The sequence below is a fragment of the Pseudomonas sp. PDM18 genome (assembly GCF_014852585.1).
In the GTDB taxonomy this organism is placed as follows: domain Bacteria; phylum Pseudomonadota; class Gammaproteobacteria; order Pseudomonadales; family Pseudomonadaceae; genus Pseudomonas.
The window spans coordinates 173048-197012 of sequence record NZ_JACVBX010000006.1; the positions used below are offsets into that span (position 1 = coordinate 173048).

17 protein-coding genes are annotated in these 23965 nt (G+C 59.1%); all 17 read right to left on the reverse strand.

From position 1 onward, the window contains the following. Nucleotides 1-5: 5 nt before the first annotated feature. The 17 genes from IB274_RS14565 to tssB all read right to left on the reverse strand — a co-directional run bounded on the left by IB274_RS14565 (nucleotide 6) and on the right by tssB (nucleotide 23687). Nucleotides 6-3335 (reverse strand): ImcF-related family protein, encoded by a 3330-nt coding sequence (locus IB274_RS14565; protein WP_192432642.1) that lies wholly within the window; start codon nucleotides 3333-3335, stop codon nucleotides 6-8. 9 nt (nucleotides 3336-3344) lie between these two features. Further along, nucleotides 3345-4562 carry a hypothetical protein gene (locus tag IB274_RS14570; RefSeq protein WP_192432643.1) on the reverse strand — a complete coding sequence of 406 codons (1218 nt, stop codon included), beginning with the start codon at nucleotides 4560-4562 and terminating at the stop codon, nucleotides 3345-3347. Between the two features lie 2 nt (nucleotides 4563-4564). Then, nucleotides 4565-4828, reverse strand: a complete 264-nt coding sequence (locus tag IB274_RS14575; protein ID WP_192432644.1) for a PAAR domain-containing protein — start codon at nucleotides 4826-4828, stop codon at nucleotides 4565-4567. Between the two features lie 146 nt (nucleotides 4829-4974). Next, the gene (locus IB274_RS14580) at nucleotides 4975-6087 is read right to left on the reverse strand and encodes a hypothetical protein (RefSeq protein ID WP_192432645.1); all 1113 of its coding nucleotides are present in this window, start codon (nucleotides 6085-6087) and stop codon (nucleotides 4975-4977) included. 73 nt (nucleotides 6088-6160) lie between these two features. Further along, nucleotides 6161-6982, reverse strand: coding sequence for a hypothetical protein (locus tag IB274_RS14585; RefSeq protein ID WP_192432646.1), 822 nt, complete (start codon nucleotides 6980-6982; stop codon nucleotides 6161-6163). After that, on the reverse strand, nucleotides 6975-7865 hold the full coding sequence (locus IB274_RS14590; RefSeq protein WP_192432647.1) for a tetratricopeptide repeat protein: 891 nt from the start codon (nucleotides 7863-7865) through the stop codon (nucleotides 6975-6977). The genes IB274_RS14585 and IB274_RS14590 overlap by 8 nt, the downstream gene beginning before the upstream one ends. Next, entirely contained in the window at nucleotides 7865-8293 is a 429-nt protein-coding gene (locus tag IB274_RS14595) for a hypothetical protein (RefSeq protein WP_192432648.1), read from the reverse strand. The genes IB274_RS14590 and IB274_RS14595 overlap by 1 nt, the downstream gene beginning before the upstream one ends. Nucleotides 8294-8297: 4 nt before the next feature. After that, nucleotides 8298-11510, reverse strand: coding sequence for a hypothetical protein (locus IB274_RS14600; protein ID WP_192432649.1), 3213 nt, complete (start codon nucleotides 11508-11510; stop codon nucleotides 8298-8300). Nucleotides 11511-11548: 38 nt separating this feature from the next. Beyond that, a complete protein-coding gene (locus tag IB274_RS14605; protein ID WP_192432650.1) occupies nucleotides 11549-12010 on the reverse strand; it encodes a hypothetical protein in 462 nt (153 codons plus the stop codon). A 143-nt stretch (nucleotides 12011-12153) separates the two neighbouring features. Continuing rightward, a complete protein-coding gene (locus tag IB274_RS14610) occupies nucleotides 12154-14526 on the reverse strand; it encodes a type VI secretion system Vgr family protein (RefSeq protein WP_192432651.1) in 2373 nt (790 codons plus the stop codon). Then, on the reverse strand, nucleotides 14519-17170 hold the full coding sequence (tssH, locus tag IB274_RS14615; protein ID WP_192432652.1) for a type VI secretion system ATPase TssH: 2652 nt from the start codon (nucleotides 17168-17170) through the stop codon (nucleotides 14519-14521). Before tssH ends, IB274_RS14610 begins: the two co-directional genes overlap by 8 nt. A gap of 149 nt (nucleotides 17171-17319) precedes the next feature. Next, on the reverse strand, nucleotides 17320-17811 hold the full coding sequence (locus IB274_RS14620) for an Hcp family type VI secretion system effector (RefSeq protein WP_017519252.1): 492 nt from the start codon (nucleotides 17809-17811) through the stop codon (nucleotides 17320-17322). A 12-nt stretch (nucleotides 17812-17823) separates the two neighbouring features. Further along, complete coding sequence (locus tag IB274_RS14625) at nucleotides 17824-19578, reverse strand: OmpA family protein (protein WP_192432653.1); 1755 nt, start codon at nucleotides 19576-19578, stop codon at nucleotides 17824-17826. Between the two features lie 8 nt (nucleotides 19579-19586). Continuing rightward, the gene (tssL, locus tag IB274_RS14630; protein ID WP_192432654.1) at nucleotides 19587-20258 is read right to left on the reverse strand and encodes a type VI secretion system protein TssL, short form; all 672 of its coding nucleotides are present in this window, start codon (nucleotides 20256-20258) and stop codon (nucleotides 19587-19589) included. Then, entirely contained in the window at nucleotides 20255-21607 is a 1353-nt protein-coding gene (tssK, locus tag IB274_RS14635; protein WP_192432655.1) for a type VI secretion system baseplate subunit TssK, read from the reverse strand. Before tssK ends, tssL begins: the two co-directional genes overlap by 4 nt. Nucleotides 21608-21628: 21 nt before the next feature. After that, nucleotides 21629-23167 carry a type VI secretion system contractile sheath large subunit gene (gene tssC, locus IB274_RS14640; RefSeq protein WP_192432656.1) on the reverse strand — a complete coding sequence of 513 codons (1539 nt, stop codon included), beginning with the start codon at nucleotides 23165-23167 and terminating at the stop codon, nucleotides 21629-21631. A 10-nt stretch (nucleotides 23168-23177) separates the two neighbouring features. Next, on the reverse strand, nucleotides 23178-23687 hold the full coding sequence (tssB, locus tag IB274_RS14645; RefSeq protein WP_192432657.1) for a type VI secretion system contractile sheath small subunit: 510 nt from the start codon (nucleotides 23685-23687) through the stop codon (nucleotides 23178-23180). Nucleotides 23688-23965 lie beyond the last annotated feature (278 nt).

Sequence of the window (23965 nt, forward strand, 5' to 3'; positions counted from 1 at the left end):
TTTTCTCAAACTAACTCCGGAGCTATTCCGATATCGAAGATGTTCTCCGGCAGCGCGAATCCGCGTAGTTGCAGCACCGCCAGCGGGCCGCGGCCCAGCTCCGTCTGCAGCTGCCAGGTCAGGGGCAGTTCGTCCGCCGCCTTGAGCACCAGTTCGAAACGGGTATCGCTGCCGTCCAGGGAGGTCACCTGCGCCTGCTCCAGCAGGCGGATCAGCCCCCAGACGCCGGCGTAGTCGCCGAACAGTCGCGCACCGCCCTTCAGGCTGGTCCAACTCAGCGACGCCCCCGGATGATCGGTGCCGCCCGGCCAGGTGAACTGTTGCCAGCTCTCCATCTGGTTGAAGTACTCCAGCTTCACGCCATCAAGGATGAAGGTGGTTTCCACCACGTTGCGCACCGGCTTGGCCTGCAGCTGGAAGCTCATGCCCATGCCGCCGTCGGTGTAGAGGATGTCCGCCAGGTCGCTGAGCTGGTTGACCGCCCGCAGGAACTGCGGATTGAAATGCAGGCCTTGGCTGTGGGTGCTGTCCGGTACCCAGCGGTTGCCTTCCTTGCGCAGCACGCCGCCCAGCTGGGTTTTGATGAACTGGTCGATCCGCCCGCTGCCCGAACGGATCATCTGCCCGAGCATGGGCAAGGATGCGTCGCTGCCGGTGGAGTCGAAGGGATAGCGCCCCTTGAAGGCACGATTCCAGTTGTCCACCACGGCGCGTTGCCACTGGCGGTTCAGGCCTGCTGCCGACGGCTGCAACACACCTTCCCAGGCCTGGTTGAGCGGCTGCACGAAGAGATTCTGGCCAAAGCCGCTCCACTCCCCGCCGAGACTGGCAGCGATCAAGCCGCCGTAGTCGAGGGTGTCGGTGAGGTCGACGCTGGTGCCCTGGAACACCGTCTGCGCCAGGGCCTGGGTCATCGCCTGCGGGTCGCTGGCATTGGTCACGTGCTGCAGCTTCAGGCGCACGCGGGTGACCCGGGTCAGGAAGGCCTGCAGGCTCAGCGCGTCATCACCCCGCGAAGCACCCTTCTCCTTGCCCAGCAGCGCGAGCAGCGGGCCGAAAGTATTGTCCAGCGGGCCCTGCGGCGCACGGGTCCTCTGCTCGATCGCCGGCTGCTTGTCCTTCTCCAGCAGTTGCTGCGCCGAGCGCATCAGCGAGTCGGCCAGCGCCTCGCCCTTGACCTCGGTGCGGCCCTGGTAGGCCAGGGTGTTCATCAGAGCGATCAGCGGCGACTGGCGCACATCGCTGAGCAGGGTCAGTTGGCTGATGGAGTCGGAGAGGCTGTCCGCTTTACGCCAGCGGATGCTGTTGAGGAAGGTCAGCCAGGCATCGCTGAAGTCCCGGAAGTAGCGCTCGGTCAGCTGCGACTTGAGCACCTCGGGCGTCAGCTCGCTGTCGATGGTGCTCTGCTGGTCGCTCAGCACCCAGTCGATTTCCTCGCGGCGGGTCTCGGCCATCTCGTCGATGGCCTTGCTCACCTGCCGTTCCCAGGCCTGGCGGGTAAATACCCCCGGCACACTGTTGGGCGTATCGAACAGGCTCGAAGAGTCGGTTTCCCCGACCATGTCCATCAGCGTCAGATCGGCGTAGTTGTTGCTCGCCTGTTCGATCACCTGCTGGTACAGGTTAGCCACGCCATTGCGCCGCCCGAGCTGCCCCAGTAATACCTGACGAACCTGCGCTACCAGTGCAGGCTGCGTCTTGATACGCCACTGCGGATGCGCCGCCAGGTGCTGCGCATAGAAGGCCCACAGGTTGGGCGAAATGCCTTGCCACAGGCCAGGCGCCACGCCCGCGCGCGTCGGTTCAGTCTGGGTCAGCACCTTGGTCAGGAAGGCCGCATCGACCTTCTCCGGCCGCGCCATCATCAGGTACGCCTTGAGCTGCCCGTGCGCCTCCTCGGCGCGTTCGCCCCGCTCGGGGCTGTCCGCCGGCAAGGCCGCCAGATCGCTCAGTTGCGCTTCCAGCTCCTTGGCAACCACATCGCGCATCAGCCGATTGTTCGCCTGCGCGTAGCGCGGCCACAGCGACTCCAGCAAGGCGTCGTTCTGGCTCAGGCCGAAACGCTGGTACCAGGGCACCCCATGCTCACGACGATAATCCAGCCGCGCTATCTCACGGGTCAGCTCGTTCAGCGCCGAAAGCTGGGCATCCGGATCACCGGGCTGGCCGATGGTTTCCAGCGCGGTTTCCACCGTGGCGATCTGCGCGCGGTTGCTGGTGAAGGACACCAGCAGGGCCAGGAGGCAGAGGCCGGCGCCGGCGAGGACGGCGGTGTAGAGGCCGCGTAGCCAGGTCCAGCCACTCGGCTTGCCGCCCAGGGAATTGTCCGCGAGCACGCCCCGCCATGCCGGGTCCACTTGCCATCCGTGCTCGAGACCGCTGCTCATTCCACGCAACGGCAAGCTGAACCACAGCCCTCGCGCCGTCAGGTTCTTCGCCTGCAGCAGCGGCTCCAGCGCCTCCTTCCAACGTGCGATGCCTTCACTCTGAAGGTCACGGGTAAGACGCAGCAGGAAGTCGTGGGAACTGTCCTGTTCCATCTGCGCCAGGCCCTTTTCCCGCAACGGCAGCTCCAGGCGCTCCAGCCGGCTCGCTAGTTGCGAGCGACTCAGACGCGGCGCCAACTGGCAACCCACGGCCTCCACCGGTCGCTGCCCCTGGGCCCACGCGCTACTGCACACTTCCCAGACATGCACGGGAGCCTGCCAACGCAGCGCCTGGGTCATCTTGCGCAGATGGCGTACGGCATTGCCGATGTGCGCGGGGTCGGCGCTCTGCTCCTTGTTCAGTGCCCAGACGATGCCGTCCAGGGGGCGGCTCGGGCAGAGAGTGCGCCGACGCTCCAGCAGGTCGTCGTTCACTGCGCCCTGCAAGCTACCGCCCCAGAGCAGGACATTTCCCTCGCCTTCGAGCCATTGCTGTCCCGACAGAGCCGGTGTGATGGCGCCGGTTTCCCCAGGCTCGCCGACGACCAGCAGCAGGCGAACTTTGCGGCGCCAGAAGTAGCCGAAGTTGTCGCGCAGATAGTCGCGCAGCTCCTGCAAATCGGTGCTCGCGTCCTTCTTACCAGCGTCCCTGTCGGGCTTCGCAGGCGCATCGTCAGCCGTTGCCTGCCGGTAGCTCTTCAAGCCCACCTTGCGCGCCACGAGTCGATAGCCGCCCAACAGAGTGACCAGCAGCAACGTCAGGCCAGAAACCAGCCACCAGCCGACCCGTTGCGCATCGCTGCCCGGACGTATCCCCAGCAGCTCCGGCCGCAACCACAACAGCAGGCAAACCGCCGCCCCCACTATCGCCACCAGGGCAATCAGCCCCCAAATCTTCACCTTACGCATCGGACTTCCTTACTCCTGGGGTACTGCTGCCGGCATCACGACCGAACACCACATGCACGCGTCTTCCGCGCTGTCGCCTGTGAAAATGAACTGTGGCTCGGCCTCGCTTGCCGTTGCCTCAACCGCCGACGCAATGGCCATCCACGGCGATGCCTTGCCCGCATCGCCCAACAACGCGCCGAGGTTATGAGTGGCCTTGGCCGGCAACTCAACCGACTCCATTGCCGAAGTAATGAGCGCGTTGCGCGACGCATCGGTACCCGCCAGCCAGACCCGGCCGATGGAAGAGGCTGGCAACGGAACCCAGTCCAGCGCTTGCGCCGTGGCCTGTAAGGCAGCCTTCTTGTCAGTTCCGTGCGTCGGTTCCGGGCGATGCAGGTAAGCCAGCGCTGGCAGCCTTTCCTGCGTCAGGCGATTGCCCAGCAGCAGACCCACCACGGACTCTGCGGAACCTTCCACCTGCCCGCGCGCAATCTGGAACGACACCACCATCAACAGGGCCTCGTCCCGTATGCGCTCATCCAGCCACTGGTCGATGGCCGCCATACCGCTGCCATTGATGAGTTTGAGGGTCTGGCGGATGCCGGACTCGGCCAGGGTTTCATTCCATACCCTGCCCGCACGCCCCTCCTCCAACCCACTATCCATCTCCAGCAGCAGCGCCACGGGCTTATCCGAAGGGAATGCGGAAAGTTTTGCCGCCAGGTCCCCCAGCACGCTCACCAACACACGGCGAAGCAATCGCTCCTGGTTTTCGACCTCCATCAGCGGCAATCGGCTATGGCGCGCACTCCCCTGCCAACCCGGCTGCGCTCGCAGTTGGCTTCCATCATTGGCCACGAGAGCAAGATGCTGCGCCTGACCGTTATCTGCCGTGAGGTCGCGTAGCGCCGTGTGCAAGCTCACAGCCAGCACCTGCTGCGAGCGCCTGCCCCGGCGCATCTTCTGCGTCAGATCCGCTTCCCGGGCTTCGTTCCAACCCTCCACGGAACTGAGCTCACCGAGGTAAATCAGGCCCCGCACAAGAACCGCTGCGCACCAGACAAGCGCCGGGATGCCCAGTGCGAACAGCCAGAAACGAGCAGGGGCCAACCCCTCGCCGCCGAGCCACAGCGTCAGTGCCACGCCCAGCGTCAACAGCGCGGGCAACGGCAGCAGCCACAGCCAGAGACGCGGCTTCTTCGGCCCGTCCAGCGCGGGGGGGACCTTGTCCAGCCTCACCACCATGATCAGCCCGCCGTCGCCTCAGGCAGCGAAGTCAGCAGCGCGCAACCGCAGGCACACCGGTGCCCATGGAAGGCCACCAGGGCGCCGTTGTCCTCGTAGGAGGGATGCCCTTCCGCCACTACAGTCGGGCCATGGCCGGGGATCGGACAACTGACCGGATCACCAACCCGGGCGACGCCGATGCCCTCGAAGATCATCTTTTCCGACCCCGATAGCACGGTACCGCCGCTGGTGGTCTTGTCGCCAATGCGGATAACGCCTTTCATATAAAATCCTCCACCTAAAATATTTGAATGGCAGCCTCGTCGATGATGGCGACAACCTTTTAAACTTAAAAAATAAAAACAAAACAAAATCTCAAAATAAAAACCCAGAAACGTCGACCTAATGCACCCTCACCAACAAGCCATAATCAATCACGAGCCACACCAGACAACTGAATATCAACCAAAGGGAAACCCTCATTTGCAGCGCTGAACTCCAACTGCATTCGAACACCCTTTTTCAGCATCACCGCCTGGCAAACCGCATCCCATCCCTGCCCACAAACAGGAAGGCTTTTAGAACTTTCTTCATCTCCCTTCAGCTGGCTGAACCATTTTTCATCGGTCACCCACCCTTCGTTAGAAAGATGTTTTGCAACCAATAGATAGGACATGCCAAAATAAAGACCTTGCGTTTCAACCAAATGCTTCTTCTCATAGCTAAACTGCATACACCTAAATCCAGCAGAAACCTGGCTTTCGCCGTCCGGATCGCGAACCCTTATACAATCCCCATTAGTGCCATTTGTGACTATCTGACCAACTTTCCTCCAGATTCCTGCGGCAAACACGTTAATTCCGCCGTAACCGTGACATTCCAATTTCATTGGCTCGACCACCCGAATATCAAGCCCCTCCCTGTACATCCCCAGCTTGCAGCCTTGCTCTAGATCTGCAGAAACCGCGTGAAAATAGTTCCCTCCACCTTCCAATCGAACACTCAAATCCCCGACCGCCGCCGGCCCATATTTGAGTAGCGTCGCAGGATTTCCGATATTGATCATTGAGAAGATCGCGATATCGACACCTTTTACGTTACGTTCGATATTCAGTGTTTCCCACTCCCCCATGCCAGCGTAGCGCTCATAGTGCCCATGAAAACCACGCATAGCTTTACCATCAAAAATTCGATTAACTTTCTTGACATTAAATTTTGTGGCTGCCCCGTCAAACCTGTTCTGCAATGCCACGTCCATCCAAAGCCGAGCCTTCGACGCATCCCCTGCCTTCAAATTTGTCACTATCAAGTTATTCAGTGCCAGCTCTTGAGCTTGACTTCCCTCCTCTTTTGAAAGCTCCGCATAACGAAGCTGCCATAGATATTTATCAATTGCATCTTGATAACTCCTCCGCACATAACTCTCGCCTCCTTTTTCGTTGCAGTCGACTGTAGAAAAACAAGAAGTCTCTCCTAGCGCGAGACCTAAGGAGAGATAAAAAACAGGCAACAAGAGAGAAAAATAAATTATTCTAGCAACCATCAACACACGCCCCAAAAATAAAAATATTTCTTAACGCCAACCACACCCCACTCAGAATCCAACCACTCCAAAACTATAGCGACAATGATGACTTTATTTCGTCAGGAACCTTATATTGCTCCCCATCAAACTTCAGCAAAACTCGAACACTACCAGATACACTCTCCGTTCGAGAGCAACCATTATTAATTTGCCGCGAAGAGATCCTCCTATCAGTCTTTACAACCTGAATATCCCTCATATTATGAGCAATCCCTGTACCCATCACGAAAATAGAATTCGACGCACCACCCTCAAAAACGCACCACCCATCCCCTTCCCCACTATAACTTGATGTTAACAGCCCCCTGGCAACCGATTTAAAGCCCCTCCCTTTAGGGATATATAAATTCATAAACTCCTCTTGCAGTGGTGTCGCGCTAGACTGATTCGCCTGCAAAAATCGAATACCAAATGCAACGCCATCATCAGACAATCGATATCTTGCGGCATCAATAAATATCGACTTTAACGAAATGGCGTCGACTTCTGAGATACGTCTATCGTTCAGACTCCCGGTCACCTCACCAGATTTCGAGTCAATAACGACAACCACCGCCCCTAAGTAAGCCCCATCCACACGCCCATTCGAAAAGGCATAAGTATATGGGTTAACCAATATAGAGTACTCTCGCATTGCGGGCCACGGCTTGCATTTAACTTCAGTGAAAGTGAAATCCAGACCTGAATAGCCCTCCAATATAATCTCTTCCTTAACACCAGCAACAACATTAGCCAGAGCCGTCTTCTCTACATCCGAGCATGCATAAACACCGCTCGATAAAGCGAGCAAAAACGATATTACAACTGCAATTCCAAGAGACCTACGATCACCACTCCAAAACAGGCTATTCACCGCTAGCCACCCTCGCCCCAACTCTGGCTGGAATTCGACTCTCTCTACCAGACCTAACCATTTCCGACGCATACTCCTTGTAATAAGAACGTGCCCTACTTCTTTCCCCTGACTGCCACAGCGCATCCGCGATATTTATTTTTAGAACAATTCGTGAAGGATCAATCTTCTCCAGAACCATATATATCTTTAAGGAGTTATAAAAATCCCCACCCTCCGCCAAATAAAATGCAATATTATTTAGATCGACAACATTCTTCCTCTCTGGCTTATAACAAGCCAGGTACGACTCAACCCCCATATATAAATTATCCGATATAGCTGACGCTTTCTCTCTCGCGTCCGAAATTTTGGAAACACTATCGATAATCTCTTTTGGGGATTGCGTGACAACAGCCAATCCATCTTCGTCTTGGCCATTTGCACCAAATAACCTCCACTGCCCCTGAACCCATCGCCCAGAACAACTACCGCCCGGTAGAGTTTTCGCAACGCAACCAGTCGACATGTCGATTACATCGCAATAATTATTTTCAACCACTTTCTTTGAACCATCTTCAAGATAGAGCTGCCCTAAGACCAACCTTTGCGCTCTTAAAATTTTCTTATCTTGAGATAAATCTTGTTGTATCGGCGAAACAAAAACTCTACCAGCCTGAAGAGGCTCCGGCTTAGTCACATACAACAAAAAGCCCTCACCTTCATCCTGGTATTTAGCGACATTCCATGCATTCGCCTCACAATCCCAAGCTGAAAGTGTAATTTTGGATTCCCCCACCCCCCGCACTTCAAGTGAATGCGAATCGGCGCTGCAAGCGGCAACCACATACCTAGCAAACAAAAAAATAAGGATGAAATATATATATCTATTCAACTCAATCACTACTCCCAACTGCAGCCCGTATAATCCGGCAAGTTAGCAGAGTCATTGTACTTGAAATCTACCACCCTACCGGAATTGGCCTTATAACTAAACCCATAAATATTAGCTCCCTGAGACAACACTTTGTACTCACCACCAAACTTTGTTTTGAACACTTCCTTCCAAATGGTTGTTACTTCAGAAGGACGATCCTTATCTAAAACCCTTTCTTCCGCTCCGACAAACACCAGCAAAATTGCCTCACTAGACCCATCATATTGCACATACCCAACATTCAAACGACCATCTTCAACATATGAAGTAGAAAGCTTTATATTAACTGGCTTTTTAGCGTAATGAGTAAAGCACCTTGTATCAAACTTCAATTCTTCGCCGTGAGTAATGACTGGGAAAACCACAAAACTCAAAACCAACAAAGCCCTAATCATCCCGTCAGCCTCCTAGAGAATTTATTCTTTGATTAAGATATGGAATAACATCTACATACCTAATTCCGTATATCTTTTTATTTGGAGCATTAGGCAATGGATTGGCCTGTAGCATGATTCTAGCGCGCAAATAGCCAGTCAATGCCTTGTTGGAGCTCTTCTCTACGCCCGACTCCGCTCTCGCCGGATCATGCCAAATACCCCACCCCAAGCAATAGATCTTATTTCCATATATCATGCTATCTTCAAACGAAAACCCGCCAGAAACTTCCAGCACTCTCAAATGTTCAGCACCAAGAGCGCTTACCGCTCTATTAAAGAATCCCAACCTATCATTATACCCATTAAATCCTCCATTTATTTTGGCGGTAACCATATTAAAATCATCTGCGGACGCCACCGCACTCAGCCCTTTGTAAATCTTATAAAACCAGAAAGCAGATAGTGCGCTGTGCGGTGCCATTGTTACCTTATCTCTTGCTGCCGCAGTAGAAATAAAGTCCCCCCCAATGTACTCCCCATATTTCACATAATTTTCTTGCAAAGTAAGCTGCATTACCCCCCTACCATACCATGGGCTATAGGATTTAGTTGACCCTGCATACTCACTTACTGCGTTAAGCTTGTCGCTTTCATGCAAAACCTGCGCAAGAAAATGGGCTTTATCCCTGCACTTATTTATTCCAAAACGAGAAAAACCTTGATTAATTGAATCCAGGTGCCGACGAATTACGACATCTGAAGAGCTTGGAGATATTCTCTTTAATTCTTCCTCGGTAATATCTCGATCACAAGCGCAATCTCCTTGGGAAAGGTGCACTACTAACCCCACCGAATGAAAGTGATACACCTCCCCTCGTCCCAGCAATCCAAGGCCCGGCGCAACGTCGTTCCACCACCCCAACTTCCCCATTCGCTCCTTGCTAGCCACCCAGTTGGGGTTTGGCGTCGAACCGCTATGCCCCAACAAGTCGTCCAGTGGGTCCCACTTCTGCGATCCGCCGAACCATTCGCTTTCGTAGTGAATGATCAGTCTCGACACTGATTGGGCAACGGCGGGCAGGTGCAAGCCAGCCTGCAACTCGTCGGAGGTCAACATGCCGTCGGCGCCATCGGGGACCAGGTCATGCAGGCGTTTGTGCAAGGGCCCTTTTGTCGCTTGCTCGATCCAGGGCTGATAGCGTACGAGTTGCTCTTCATTCAACTCATGCGCTGCGCACATTGAATAGGCGAGTTCTTCCCGTGGTGTGCTGTCGTTGTAGATCAGTTCATAGCCTTCCCAGGCCCACGGATTGACCCAAGGCGTTACGCCAACCTCTTCGCATACCCAACCATCGAGGGGCGCGAACCCGGCGTTATTGAACAGCCCCTCGAGGCGATACCAGTTGCGGGCTCTTTCAGTGCCGGCGGCGGGCACCTGGATCTTGTATTCCGCACGCAGGCCGGTGAGCAGGCTTTTCGGCAGTATCAGATCGTTCCCGGTAAGCGTGCCGGCGGCAGTGGGGCTGGGCGGATGGCTGGCGTTGAAGCTGTCCTGATGGGCAATGACGGTTGTGCCCTTGGCGAACTTCAGCCATGTCTTGCCGCTGGCGGGCAGGTCTTTCGCCCAGTCACGGCTCTGGCTGATGAAGGTCTCGACGTTCTGGCCGCTGAAGACTTCCAGGTGCAGGCGGTGCTGTGGACGGGTGTCTTTCGCGTCCTGGGTGTCGCCGATGTGGCCGATCAACGCACCTGCCTTGATGGCAAAGGGTGCGGCCAGAACCACAACGGCATCTCGCGCTTGTGGCTCAAGCTGCCCTTCCAGCGACGCAAAGTGGACGTACTGGTTGACGCTTTCGAGCTTGCGAAAATCGCCTTCCCCACTGACGGTGACTTCTGCGCCTTTGGGCAGCTTGCCAATGATGGCGGTCCCGGCATTGCTGTTGGGTTCGGCGCGGACATTGAGTGAAGTGGATTTCACTCGATAGAGATCGCCCGCGATTAGTTCCAGGTGCGAGAAAGACAGGTAGCCTCGAAGCGCGCCATCTTCCTCCATGAGCCACGCAGACCCGCGTGTACCTTCCAGCTTACGAAAGGCGCCCTCGCCGCTGACGGTGACCTTGGTACCGCGCTCCAGCAGATCGATGACAGGGGCCGGGTGCGCAGAGTTGTGGTTGGCGCGGCTACGGACGTTCAGACCTCGCCTACCGGCGCGGGTGTCGTTCACCGTCTGCTTTACTCGCAGCTCGGTGCCTTCGGGCCAGAAGGCCGGTCGCGCGATGGACTCATCGTCTCGATAAGCCGCCCAGTGTTGCAGGTGCATGTAGAGGCTATAGAAGATGAGCTCCGGCGGCGCCGCTTCACTTCCGGCAATCGCCGGCGCCTGCAGGCGATGCCTGACCAGCACGAAGCCGGTGGCAAAGGGAGCCTGGAAGGCTTCGTTCGATGCGTTGTAGAAGGTGCTCTGCGGGTATTCGGAGTCGATACGGTAGGCGACCACCTCTCCATCGGCGATGCAGCGCACGTGGGAGGGATCGGTTTTGCCATCGGTGCCGGGGTCGAAATGGATGCCACCATGCCAGAAGCCATTACGCCCCAACGGATAGTAACCACCTGCCGCATCAGCCAGATTGGTGAGTTGCACCAACGGGTTGGAGTTATCGCCCAGGGGGTGGCTCCAGCTCTTCAACGGCTGGAGAGCCGGGGCTGGAGTCGAAGTGCTCCCGCCTGGCGTCAACGCCCCACTGACGAGGTCAGCGATGTAACGCTCGAACTGAGCTTGCTCCAGTTCCGCGTGGACATGTATGGCATAAGTACGGGTTCCGTTCGCTCCCGTCCCATCCTGAAGCCCAATGGGCTGGCCGTATACGACGGTATCGCCGGTAGCGACTAAAAATGGCGGTTTCAGGTGAAGTACTTGACCCAACAACTTCCCGCCCGGCACGTCAAAAATTTTTACCGTCCCGTAGGAGTTACTTGTCTTAACGTAGCCGGCGATAGGAGAAGGAACTCGAATACTTTGATTGCTTCCATCAACCAAAAGCACGAAGTCTTTTTTAATCAGCGTCCGGCCGTCTGGCGTATATCGGACCTCTTCCAACTGACCATCAATTGTCTGATAAGACCGATTTGGCTCCTGGCCAGAAGAAGGGTGATGCTTAGCCAGATCACTATATCTTTCAACGCTCTCGATGGCACTGCCAACGCTTTCGACAATGGTATAGCGTTGTTCCGTCATTTCAGTACCTCCAACTCCACTGCCATATCAAGCTTTCGTCATATCCCACAGGCGGCGCCGAAGGTGTTGAGCAAAAAAGTCCGCCCAGCGCTAACTACTTTCAGCGTCATCAAACGGTCGGCCGACTCTCCGTACTCGCTCGGATTTTTTGACTTTCTGATGTAAACATCTGCCTTTGTGGTCTTACTTGAATAACTAGAATGCTTATCGGTAGAACCAACCCGATCCAAACCCAACAAAGCCCCATTAATTTTCACATAAATTTTCTCATCAAACTCTACAGCAATCGGATTTTCATACTTGAGACCCATATTATTTTTCCCGACAGGAATGTGCACACACTGGAACGCTTCTACCTCACCAGAAGCATGATAAGCAGTAAGAGCCTCGTTAAATGTCAGCGCCTGGAGCCCTGCTGGTTCCTTTGCAGAAACAGATGAAGCAAAACCAGACTCAGATAAAAAAGCCAATAAAACAAAAAATGCGATTCGACTTAACATAAGGCCACCACCGATATAGTTTTCTAATCAACCCAAGCAAACTTTTAGACCTTTCACGCATATTCTTTAGGCGCCATTCGGTGACGAAGTCACCTCGCCTGCCCATTCCGAACTGAATGCGTTCGGTGGATGTTCCTTGCCAGCTAGATCGATAGCGTGCGGTCGCTCAACCGGTGCGGTTGGCTCTCGGTGAGTTTGGGCATCGTGGGCGTCTGCAGCGGCAGCGATGCCGCTGTCTTCAGGTACTCGTAGTGCGGCGACTTGACCTTGTAATCACCCTGGGTGCCGGATTCGATGCCGCTCGGATCCAGGGTGATGTAGGTACCCCCGGCGTTCAGCACGATTTTCTTCTTCGCCGTGATGCGGATTTCGTCCTCGGTGCTGGTGAGATCCAGCGCCTGCCGGGCGATCAGTTCCATGCGGTCGTTCTGGGCCTGCACCTGCACGGGGCCCTGGTTGGCGATCAGCTTCATGCCGAGCTTGCGCACGAACAGGCTCACCCCTTCGCCAGCGCCGATGAAGAGGCGCTTGACCACGCTAACGTCCGCCTGGTTACCGGCGTTGAGCATCAGGTTGCGCTGGGCTGCCAGTTGCAGGTGCGTGCCGCTCGTCATGGCAATGCCCCTGGGAGCGCTGAGGAGCAGGACGGAGGATTTCAGCTGGTCGAGGTCCTTGCGCAGCAGGTCGATCTGGGTCTGCACCTGGGCCGGATCGGCCTTGGCGGTTTCGGCATCGGTCGAGAGGCTGCGCATCTCCTCGCCGGCTTGCTCCAGGCGGGCGATGGCTTCCTGCATGGCCAGCACCTGACCTTGCGCGCTGGGCTGGACGTCGGCGCTGATGAACACGCCCTTCCCTGCCCGCACCGAACCCCAGCCGTCGGTACGCAGCTCGAAGCCTTCACCGCGCTGCTCACGGTTCGCATCCACCAGATGCCCGAGGTTGAGCTGGCTCTTGCCGCTGTACTCGGTGCTGAGCTTGATGTGTTCCTTGCCGCGCGAGTCGTCCATGCGCAGCTTGTTATTGTCGGGCGTGCGCAAGACGTTGCGCTTGTAGTTCTTCAGCGTGACGTGGTCGGGGTGCTGGCTGTCGTGGATCGCGTGGGCGATATAGGGCCGGTCGGGGTCGCCGTTTTCGAAGGCGATGCGCACTTCGGTACCCTGGATCAATGGGAAGTGGAGCCCGTAGGTGTCGCCACTGTAGGGGCGCGCCAGGCGTAACCAAAGACTTTCGCGCCCGGCGGGCCAGGTATCACGGTCGAACAGGAAGTGGCACTTGTAGCGGCCTTCCATGTCGATGTGGCCGTACAGGTCGTTCGGTTCCGGGCTGGTGACGCGGGCCGGGATGGTGCCGGCGATCACCGGTTTGGCCGGTACGTCCGGACGGAAGCAGATGTGCTCGGCGTAGGGGATGGTTTCGAACTGCGCCTCAAAGCTGCGGTCGCGGGCGGCGCTGCTGTGCAGGCGCACGATAACTGCGCCGGAGGCGAAGGCTTTGGGCGCGCCGTCGAGCTTCAGTACCTGGCCGGGGGTGATGGCCGGGGTACTGGTGACGCCGGTCAGGCGGATGCGCTGGTTGAGATAGCGCTCGTGAGCAAGGCGCGCGTAGAAGTAGCCGCTCTCGCTTTCCAGGTCTTCGTCCTGGGCATAGGCATCGCCGAGCGTCTGATGCGGCTCGCCATAGTGGTAAGCCTCGCCATAGGTGGTTTTCGGCGAGTTGAGCTGATCGATGCTGGCGTCCAGTTGCGCGCCAGCATCGCGATAGTAGTAGGCGCGGTTGCTGACCTGCTGCTGCACGACTGCATGGCTGACCTGGAGGTTCCAGACGGCATCCTGCCCGGCGGACTCCAACGATGACAGCGGGCGTAAGGGCAGCGGCGGCGCGGGGAGGTAATGCCGCTGGTCGTCCGAGAATTCGCATACATCGATTTTCAGCCGTGCATCCATGCTGAAGCGGTACCAGATGCCAACCTCGGAGGTGAGGCGCTGGATGAACGCCAGGTCGTCCTCGCCATACTGTATCGTCTGTTCGCGCTGCGGGTATTCGCGGGTCAGGTCGAAGAGGAAGTCCTGCCCTTCGAAGTCGTTGCGGCGTAGCACCTGCTCGACGATCTCCGGCACGCTCTGGTTCTGGTAAAGGCGGTACTGGCGGGCACGGTCCAGCAGTTTCAGGCGTGGCTCCAGCGTCACCTCGTAGTGGGCTTCGTCACGCGACCCGGAGAGCCGTTTGAACGAGGTGATGCTGCCATGCAAGGTACGCAGCGGTGCGGCAATCGGCGGCGTATAGCCGGGAATACCCAATTGCTCGGGCGGCGCGCGCAAGCTAAAGCTGGCGTCCTTGAGCAGGAAGGTGTCGGCGTCGAGGTCGAGATCGGTGCTGGTGAATTCGATGCGGTAGGCGAAGGTCTGGCTCAGCCCTTCGCTGCCGCTGAACGCCAGCACATCGAGTGGTGCAGCAACGCCCTGGACTCCGAGGCTGTGCCGAGAATGATCGAAGAACGTCCGCAATTCATTAAGCATGGTTCAACTCCTCCTGGTGAGTCCCATTGCTGTCGCCGAATGTCAGAACGGCGCCCTCTTCTTCGCTGTAGCCAAGGCTCACCCAGCGGCTGGCCTGGTGTGCGGCCTGACGCTGCAGCAGTTGCTGGCTGAGGACGGGAAGGATCTGCTGGTTGAGCAGGCTGTCGATGTTGCGCGCGCCGCTGTCGGGCAGCAGGCATGCAGCCACCAAGGCGTCTTCCAGCTCTGCCTCGGCACGGCATTTCAGGCCGTAGTGACGTTGCAGTCGGCGTGCGACCTGGGCGAGCTTGATGGCGACGATTCGCTTGAGCGCGCTGGCATCCAGCGGGCGGTAGATCAGTGTCTGGAAGCGTGCCAGCAGCGCTGGCTGGAAGTGGTCGCGCAGGGCTGGCCTCAACAGCTCCTGCAAGACGCTATCGGGTGCGTCGGGCTGTTCGTCGACCAGTGTTTGCAGGCAGTCACTGCCGAGGTTGGAGGTCATCAGGATGACGGTGTTGCGGAAGTCGATCTCGCGCCCTTCCCCATCACGCATGAAGCCGCGGTCGAAGACCTGGTAGAACAGGTTGAGTACGTCGCGGTGGGCCTTCTCCACTTCGTCGAGCAGTACCACGCTGTACGGACGCTGGCGCACGGCTTCGGTGAGCACGCCGCCCTGGCCGTAACCGACGTACCCCGGAGGCGAGCCCTTGAGCTGGCTGACGGTGTGGGCTTCCTGGTACTCGGAAAGGTTGAGGGTGATCAGCGATTTCTCGCCGGCGAACAGGCAGTCGGCGAGTGCCAGCGCGGTTTCGGTCTTGCCCACTCCACTGGTGCCCACCAGCAGGAAAACTCCCAGTGGGGCGTTCTCGCTGGTCAGGCCGGTCTTGGCGGCACGCAGGCGCTGGGCCAGTGCCGCCAGCGCGGTGTCCTGCCCTATCACCCGCTCGCCCAGGCGGTTTTCCAGGTCGAGCAACCCGGCCTGTTCGTCCTTGAGCAAGCTGCCTAGGGGGACACCGGTCCAGTCGGCGATGACCTCGGCGACGCTGCGGGCTTCAACGTCCAATGTCAGTAATGGATGGTCCTGTTGGGCGTCGGCCAGTTGAGCCTTGAGCGATTCGATATGGGCATGGTTGGGCGACTCGGCCTGGCGCGCCTGCAGCAGTTGCCGGGTCAGCTCGCACTCGCGCCGGTACTGCCGTTCGAGACGACTCTGGCGCTGTGAGAGATCGGCTTCGCTGATCGCTATTGCTTCCAGGCGCTCGCCGGCGCAGGTGCCGGCCAATTGCGCATCCTGCCGCAGTGCCTGGCGCTCCAGCTCCAGGGCAGCACGCTCAGCCTTGACCTGCACCAGAACCTGGGGCTCGCAGTCCAATCCCATGCGCACGCGGGCGCTGGCGGTATCGAGCAGGTCGACGGCCTTGTCGGGCAGTTGCCGTCCGGTGAGGAATCGCCGCGACAGGGTGACGGCAGCCTGCACCGCTTCATCCTGGATATGCACGCCGTGGTAACTGGCGTAGCGGGACTTCAGGCCGCGCAGCATCAGGCAGGCGCCGGCATCGTCGGGCTCGTCCACCTTGACCATCTGGAAGCGGCGCTCCAGGGCTGCGTCACGCTCGAAGTACTGCTTGTACTCGGACCAGGTGCTGGCGGCGACGGTACGCAACTCGCCACGGGCCAGGGCCGGCTTGAGCAGGTTGGCCGCATCGGCGCCGCCGGCCTGGTTGCCGGCGCCGATCAGGGTGTGGGCCTCGTCGATGAACAGCAGGATCGGCGTGGGCGATTGCTGGACGGCGTCGATGACGTTCTTCAGGCGCTGCTCGAACTCGCCTTTCACGCCAGCGCCGGCCTGCAGCAGGCCGAGGTCGAGCGTGCGTACGCTCACCGGTTTGAGGCTGTCCGGCACGTTGCCTTCAGCGATACGCAAGGCCAGGCCCTCGACCAGCGCGGTCTTGCCCACACCGGGCTCACCCACCAGTATCGGGTTGTTCTTGCGCCGGCGACCGAGGATATCGATCACCTGGCGAATTTCATTGTCCCGACCGTAGACGGGGTCGATACGTCCTTCCCGCGCCTTGGCGGTGACGTCCTGGGTGAACTTGTCGAGGATAGCGAGCAGTGCGTCCTGCTTGTCTTTCGGCGCCGCCAGTTCCGTACGCGGGATTTCGGCCAGGGCCGCCTCGCGCTGTTGCTGCGGCCGCTCTTCCGACTGCTCGTCCAGCCAGGGCAACAGGCGCTCCAGCTGCACTTCGCTGAGGCTCAACAGCGGCCACGCCGCTTCGCATTCCAGCAATGCCGGCGTTTCGAGCAACGCTGCCAGCAAGTGGATCGAACGCAGGCTCTGGTTGTCCTCATTCAGTGAGGCGCGCAGCCACGCGTTCTTGATCAACTGCTGCAGCTTGTCAGCCAGCTGCGGCTTGCCGCGCACCTGCCGCGGTAGGCTGTCGAGATGGTCCAGCAAACCTTGCCAGATGCCGTCCAGGTCCCACTCATAGCGTCGCGCGATCAGCGTCAGATCGCCCTCGCCCTGCTCCAGCAACTTGAGTAGCCAGTGCTCGACACTGATGCCTGGGTGGGCACGCGTCTGGCAGAGCGTAGCGGCGACGCTCAGTGCCTGGGCGCAATAGGGGTTGAGGCGGCGAAGCAGGTGGGTGGACTGCTGTCCCATGATGCGTTCCTTGCTCGTGGCGGTGGAGCTGCCGATCGGCAGCGGTGACGAATCACCCGTGATATCTCGGGGAAGTAGCTGGCCACCGGACACCCGGCGGCCAACCCGATCACGGCAGTCGAGCAATGCCGACTGCCGGGCGAACGGCGTCAAGCGGTCTGACGTTCGTTCCAGGCGTCGGCATGGATGATGTTGCCGTCCTTGTAGGTCCAGGTGATTTTCTCGTAGCGCAGTTCCACCTCTTCGAGGTGGTTGTGCTTCTCCTTGGAGGGGTCCTTGATGTCGTGCATCTTGGGCGCCACTTTCACGACCTTGACGTTCTCCAGCAGGGTGTTGAAGTACTCGACCTCCTGGCCGGCGTCGTCGATGCGATACCACTTGAACTCAGCGCTCTTGAGGGTCTGGCCGGAGCTCACCGCCTTGTAGAAGTACGGGCTGGACGCATCGATTTCCTTGGTGAACTTGAACGGCGTGTGGATGCGGGTGCCAGTCAGCTTGCCGGTGTTGTTGTCGGTGGGGATGTACAGGCTGTGATCCTGGGCCACGACTTCGACACTGCCTTCACGGCTCTGGACGTTGACCGAACCCTTGATGTCCGCGCCGCCGTCGTCTTTCAGCCACAGGTAAACGGGAATTGCCATGGGAAGTTCCTTCTATTGGGTAGAAAGCGTCGCCTGGTAATGAGGCGACTGGGGTTGTCCTTCCAGCGCCCTGACGGGAAGCACGCAGGCCCCCGTTTCCGGCACCAGACGGATATCGACCCGGCGGTTGGCCGCTCGGCCCGCCGGTGTGTCATTGCTGGCGATGGGTTGCGAGGCGCCATGGCCTTGCACTGCGAAACAGCTGTCGGGCAGATCGCCCATCTTCTGCATCCAGTCGCGAACCGCACCTGCGCGATTCCGTGACAGAGCCAGATTGCGCGCGTCGTCGCCGGTGGAGTCGGTGTGCCCGGCGATGACGATCAGCCAGCCCGGCTGCGCCTTGATGCCGACCAACGCGTTGACCAGCACCTTGGTCGAGCCCGGTTTGAGCTCGGCACTGCCGCTGCCGAACAGCGAGAGGCTGTCCAGCCGGACGGGGTCGGGAATCTTCATCGCGGGCTGGGCGCTGGCGATCGGTGGGCGATAGGCAGCGATGGCGGCCAGTAATGGCGGGCGAATCCGCTCCGCCGTATACAGGCCAAGTCCGAGAGACAGGGGTTCGCCTTCGCGGTAGTAGCGATCCAACCTGACGGCGTCCTTCCGAAGGACAGCTATCGCCTGCTCCCTGAGGCCATGCTCGGGCTGGCCCGGCGTGGAGGGTTCGGGGATCGCCTGGTAGCGGCGCAGGTCATCGCCCACCTGGCGGAGCAGCAGCACGTTCTGCCACGCGGAACTGCACAGCGCGACGAACCCCGCGAGAACGAACAACCACAGTGCACGCAGCAGAGCCCGCCGGATGGGCGTGAGCCCGGGTTGGCGAGGCAGTAATGTCAGGAAGGGATCGGGAAATGGCAGGGTTGCCTGGCTGCCGGTTTCCACGACCGTAAAAGGCTCCAGTGCGGTCCGCTCCTGCAGCCAGGTCGACCAGAGATTGCCGGGGTGCATCACCGACGCGCCGGGAACCAGCGCCATAGTACAAGCAACAGGGGGACACAGCGCCGCCCTCGCCTCTCGGGACGACAAGTGCGGCAGTACCGCAATCGCCAGCCAGCTCGCCAGGCTTTCGGCCTCGACGCATAGGCGCATGCGCTGCGCGCGCGAAGGGATGTCCGTGCAGCTCAGTTGCCAGTGATCCAGCGGAACGCTCGCTGAACCATCGAGAACCGCCAGCCCTTCGTGGCCCACCTCGCTGGTGAACCACGAGCGCTCGCTGCGCGCTGCATGCAGATAGCTTCCCAGCAGTACCGGCAGCACCACGCCACTGCGGCGAACGCGAGTGACCTGAAGACGGAACGACTGAATGCTCCCCGCCAGCCGGGCCTGATCCGGTCGCTCAGCGGGATTGACTATGTAGAAGGCGCTGATCTGCCCTGCCCAGTGCGGACGACTCGCCAACAGATAGTCGACGACTGATGTCAGGCGTTCGAGGCTCGGCACCCGCACATAGCAGCCCTGCTCCGTCACGCGCACGACCAGCTGCTCGGCCGGTGCATCACCGAACAAGGCGAGCAACCCATCGCCACAGACAACGACGACTGGCTGGCGATACTCAGTGGAAGGCAAGGCACAACCCTGGGCCAGAACCATCGTCTGACGCTGGCGTGAAGCAATGCGACCGGCGAACAACCAGCCGAGGGCTGCCAGCAGAATGACCAGCGATGCCGACATGCCGCGCTGCAAGGGAGACAAAGGAAGTATCGCCAGGATCAGGACCAGTCCCAGCCCCCCGGCCCAAGGCCACAGGGCGCGCGTCCAATTGAGCTGCATGGGCATCCTTACACCTGGCCGGGCAGCAAGGTGGCGACGGTATCGACCAGCAGGCGCTGCAGTACCAGCCACAAGCCCACCAGCAGGGCAACCGCCACCGTCAGGTGGATCCAGGGCTCGCCCAGCCAGCGAAGCCAGCCACCTCCGCTCGCGCGGATCAATAGCGGTACCTTTCCAGCCGCACCAAAGGGCTTCACCTGCTCATTCAGCGCGTTCAGGAGGCGCTCGCGTTCGGCGTGATCCTGCTGCGCGTAGCGCCCCAGGAAGCCCAGCATCAGCACACGCTGGTAGCAGGTCAGAACACGCAGGTCCGGGGCGGGTTCAGCGAGGGCTTCACGCATGTCTTCGTAGAGCTGCTCGCCGGCCTGGTGGCGGTTGAAGAAGTGTGCCTGCAGGGGCTTGGCAGTCCAGACCGAACGCGTCTCGTCGCTGGCCTTGCGCAACACCATCTCGTCGAGCAGCGCGCATTGCGCATAGCAGATCTGGTTGATCGCGCGCTGGCTCATCCCGGCTTCGATGAGGCTGTTGCGGCAGCTTTCGATCTGCGCTGCGCAGTGCTTCCACAAGGCTTCGCCGCCTTTCGCCGCAGCGCCCTGCTGCAGTTCGACGACCAGCAGATAGCTGTCCTGCAGGAGCGCATCGATATCAACGCTGCTGGATTTCCCGAGCATCTTCGTCATGAGCGCAGCACCGCGAACAGATCAAGCTGGACGTCCCCGAGCGTGCCGGGGACATAGAGTGCGCAGGTGCCCGAGGACAACATGGCGCGGCCCATCGGATGGTTCAGGTCGAGGGCGAAGTACTGGTTGCCCAGGCGAACCGGTATGGCGGCGGGGACGTGGCTCAGCGGTAGCAGCGGAACGCCGTCGAGCGCCACGTTGACGAGGTGATCGACTTCATCCGGGCTCCCCACTTTGCACAGCCTGGGGAACTGGCTCTGGATTTGCGCCGTCGGCACGCTGGAACGCACCGACAGGTAGAAGTCCGCGCCGTCGGCTTCACGCAGACGCCCGTCGTGCAATGCCACTTGCCAGCGGTTCGCGGTGGGCCTCTCGAGGTCGAGTGCGATGACCCGCGACGGCAGGCTGGCTTCCAATAGCGTGGAAATCAGCCGGAAGAGCGGCGGGAATACCGCCTCCAGCTGCTCATGCCGGTAGGCTGGAATGGCGCTGATGTCATGCTCCAGCGAGAAGGTCAGCAGGCTGCCCGCGAGCTTGATCAGTTCCAGGTAGACCAGTTCCGGATGCCGCCCCGGATGCGCAAGGAGATCTGCCAGAACCGGCTGGTAGCTGTTCAATGCGTTGAGCAGCCAGAACAGCGAGACATCCGCCACGGCAAAGTCGGCCATGCGCTGATTGCTCTCGCGGCGCATGCCCATCAGGCGGCTGCGCTTGGCGGCCAGCTGGGTCATCAGGTTGTCCAGTTGCTCCAGCAAAGGCGGATGCGCGTCGAAACTGAGCAGAGGCGGAACGAACGACGGGTCCAGTGTCCAGACCCCTTGCCCGTCGCGCTGTACCCGAGCCACCGGGCAGGTCAGGTAATCGGCGTTTTCGTCGCTGCCCAGGCGTAACGACAGGATGTGCTCCAGCGCGGCCATGGACTCTGAGTCGTCGCCGTAGAGATCCTGCACGCGCCGCCAGTCCTGGCGATAGCGAATCGGTTGGGCTGGCTTGCCCTCGCTGATCTGGCAATTACCGCCATTGGCATGCTCCAGTGGCAACGCCAGCAGCAAGGTGGCTGACATTTCCTGCTCGGGGAGACGGTCAAGATCCAGCGCGGGCGGCAGGCGGTCGGCCATGTCGCTGTCGATCAGGGCTCCGTCCGGGAGCCGCACCCGCAGCCGGGCAGCCTTGAGCTTGCCCAGCCGCAGTGCGTCATGGTCGAACACTACAGCCTGCACCCCCCAGGGGTGGACCCACGACATGCGCGCCACGCATTCGTTGGTCCAGGCCTCCCAGCGTGCCTGTTGCTGGAATTGCTGCGGGGACAACAAAGCCCCCGCGGCCCATAAGGGGCGGTCGATCTTCATGAATGCCTTCCGTAACGACGCTTAGGCTTTCGCCTTGGGCATTTGCGACACCAGGGACAGGTTGACGTCCATGCCTTCCACCTGGAAATGCGGGATGGCATAGAGCTTCACGCGGAAGAAGCCGGGGTTGTCTTCGATGTCCTCTACCGTCACTTTGGCATCGCGCAGCGGATGCGATGCCTGCAGGTCGTCGCTGGGATCGGTCATCTCGGTGACCAGGCCACGGATCCAGTTGTTCAGCTCTAACTCCAGGACGCGACGGTCCTTGGTGGTGCCGATGTTTTCGCGCTGGATCAGTTTCAGGTAGTGAGCGATGCGCGAGAGCAGGAAGATATACGGCAGGCGCGCGTTAATGCGGCTGTTTGCGGTTGCGTCGGCGGTCTCGTACAACGCCGGTTTCTGTGCGCTATTGGCGGAGAAGAAGCAGGCGTAGTCGCGGTTCTTGTAGTACGAGAGCGGAATGAAGCCGAGGTTGGCGAACTCGAATTCGCGGGTTTCCGGGATCATCACTTCCGACGGGATTTTCACCTGGTTGCCAGTGCCAAGGTCATACAAGTGAATTGGCAGGTCGGTAACCGCCCCGCCCGCCTGCGGACCGCGAATCTGCACACACCAACCGTTGTTGATGAAGCTCTTCACCATATTGGCGGCGAAGGCGAAGGAGGCATTGGTCCAGAGGTATTTGTCGTGGTCCGGCCCCTTCACGCTTTCGATGTAGTTGAAGCTGCGCACCGGCACGGTATCAGGCCCGTACGGCAGACGCCCCAGTACTCGCGGCATGGTCAGTCCGATGTAACGGGCATCATCGGAATCGCGAAATGACTTCCACTTCAGGTACTCGGCGCGATCAAAGTAGTTGCCGATGTCCTTGATCGCGGCCACTTCCTCCATGGTGTCCTTGCCGAAGAAGGCCGGCCCGACAGCGCCAATGAACGGCATGTGCGCCGCCGCCGCTACTTTGGAAATGCTGCGCAGCAGCGCGATATCCTGCGGACCCCGATCGAACTCGTAGTTGGAGATTGCCGCCGCGATCGGTTCGCCGCCGGGGGTGTCGTACTCCTGGGTATAGGCGTGGACGTACAGACCGCTCTGGGCGATTTCGGGAGCATCCTCGAAATCCTGCACCAGGTCGTCCTTGCTGATGTCCAGCAACTCGATGCGCACGTTGCGACGGAAATCGGTCTGATCGACCAGCGACTTCACACCACGCCAGGTGGACTCGACACGCTGGAAGTCAGGGTGATGCATGATTGCATCCAACTGGCGGCTGATCTGCCCGTCCAATTGGGCGATGTGCTCATCCAGCAGGGTCTTGTCGAGGCGTTCGACTTTCTGCGAAGAGCGCTTGAGCAGATCGAGGAAGACACTGACCGCTGCGGTGACGCGCTCGTCGGCGGATACATCGGAAAGCGCATCGGTATTCTGGAAGACCTCGATATCGGTCAGGGAAGACACCGGGCTGAGGTTGATCCTGTCGAACAGCGTGGCATAGACACCCTGCCCATCACGGGCCAGGACGGTGCTGCCGGCGGCGGATACGGTGCTGGTTTCTACGGACATGTCACTCTCCTTATTGTTTTGCTTCGTCGTACGGAGCCAGCGCGGCCAGTTCGGCGCGCAGTTCATTGCTCAGGGCGTCATCCTTTAGGATTCGCTCCAGCTCACGACGGAAAGTGACGTTGTCCAGAAGGTTCGACTTGAGGTCACGCAGCAGGTTGCGCATGGCCAGTAAAGCGCGAAGTTCGGGCAACTGACGCGCTACCTGCTCCGGCTCGAAGTCCTTCACGTGGCGGAAAGTGAGTTCGACGCTGGTATCAGAACCATCGCCGGTCAGTGTATTGGGAACCGCCAGTTTCATGCTGGGGCGAAACTCGCTCAGTACACTATTGAAATTATTCTTGTTGATATCGACTTTGCTGCGCTCCGACAGCGACCGGTGCTCCCGGCCGTTACTATAATCACCCAGCATCAGCAACTTTAGCGGCAATTCGACCTTCTTTTGCGCGCCACCAGTATGCAAATCAAGCTTTATATTGACGCGAGCCTTTGGAACTTCATTCTGAAAACTATCAGACGCCATGATCACCCTGCCTTACAATCCCTTTGTTAATGCAAGCACGCACCGCGGTCAGCACTGGAAGTGCGGACCGACACACGCGACGAATCGAAAAATCGAGTTACTTGAATCGCCCGAACTATCGACCAGATATTCAAGCAACGCCTCAAGCTCACTCTGAAAAATTCAGACGTTCAAATACTGAACAATCACCCTTGCCTTCTGAAAGAAGCTCAAGACTGCCATGAACCTTTCTTAATTCAACCCCACCTACAATGGATAAATAAATTTAGGAAACAGCC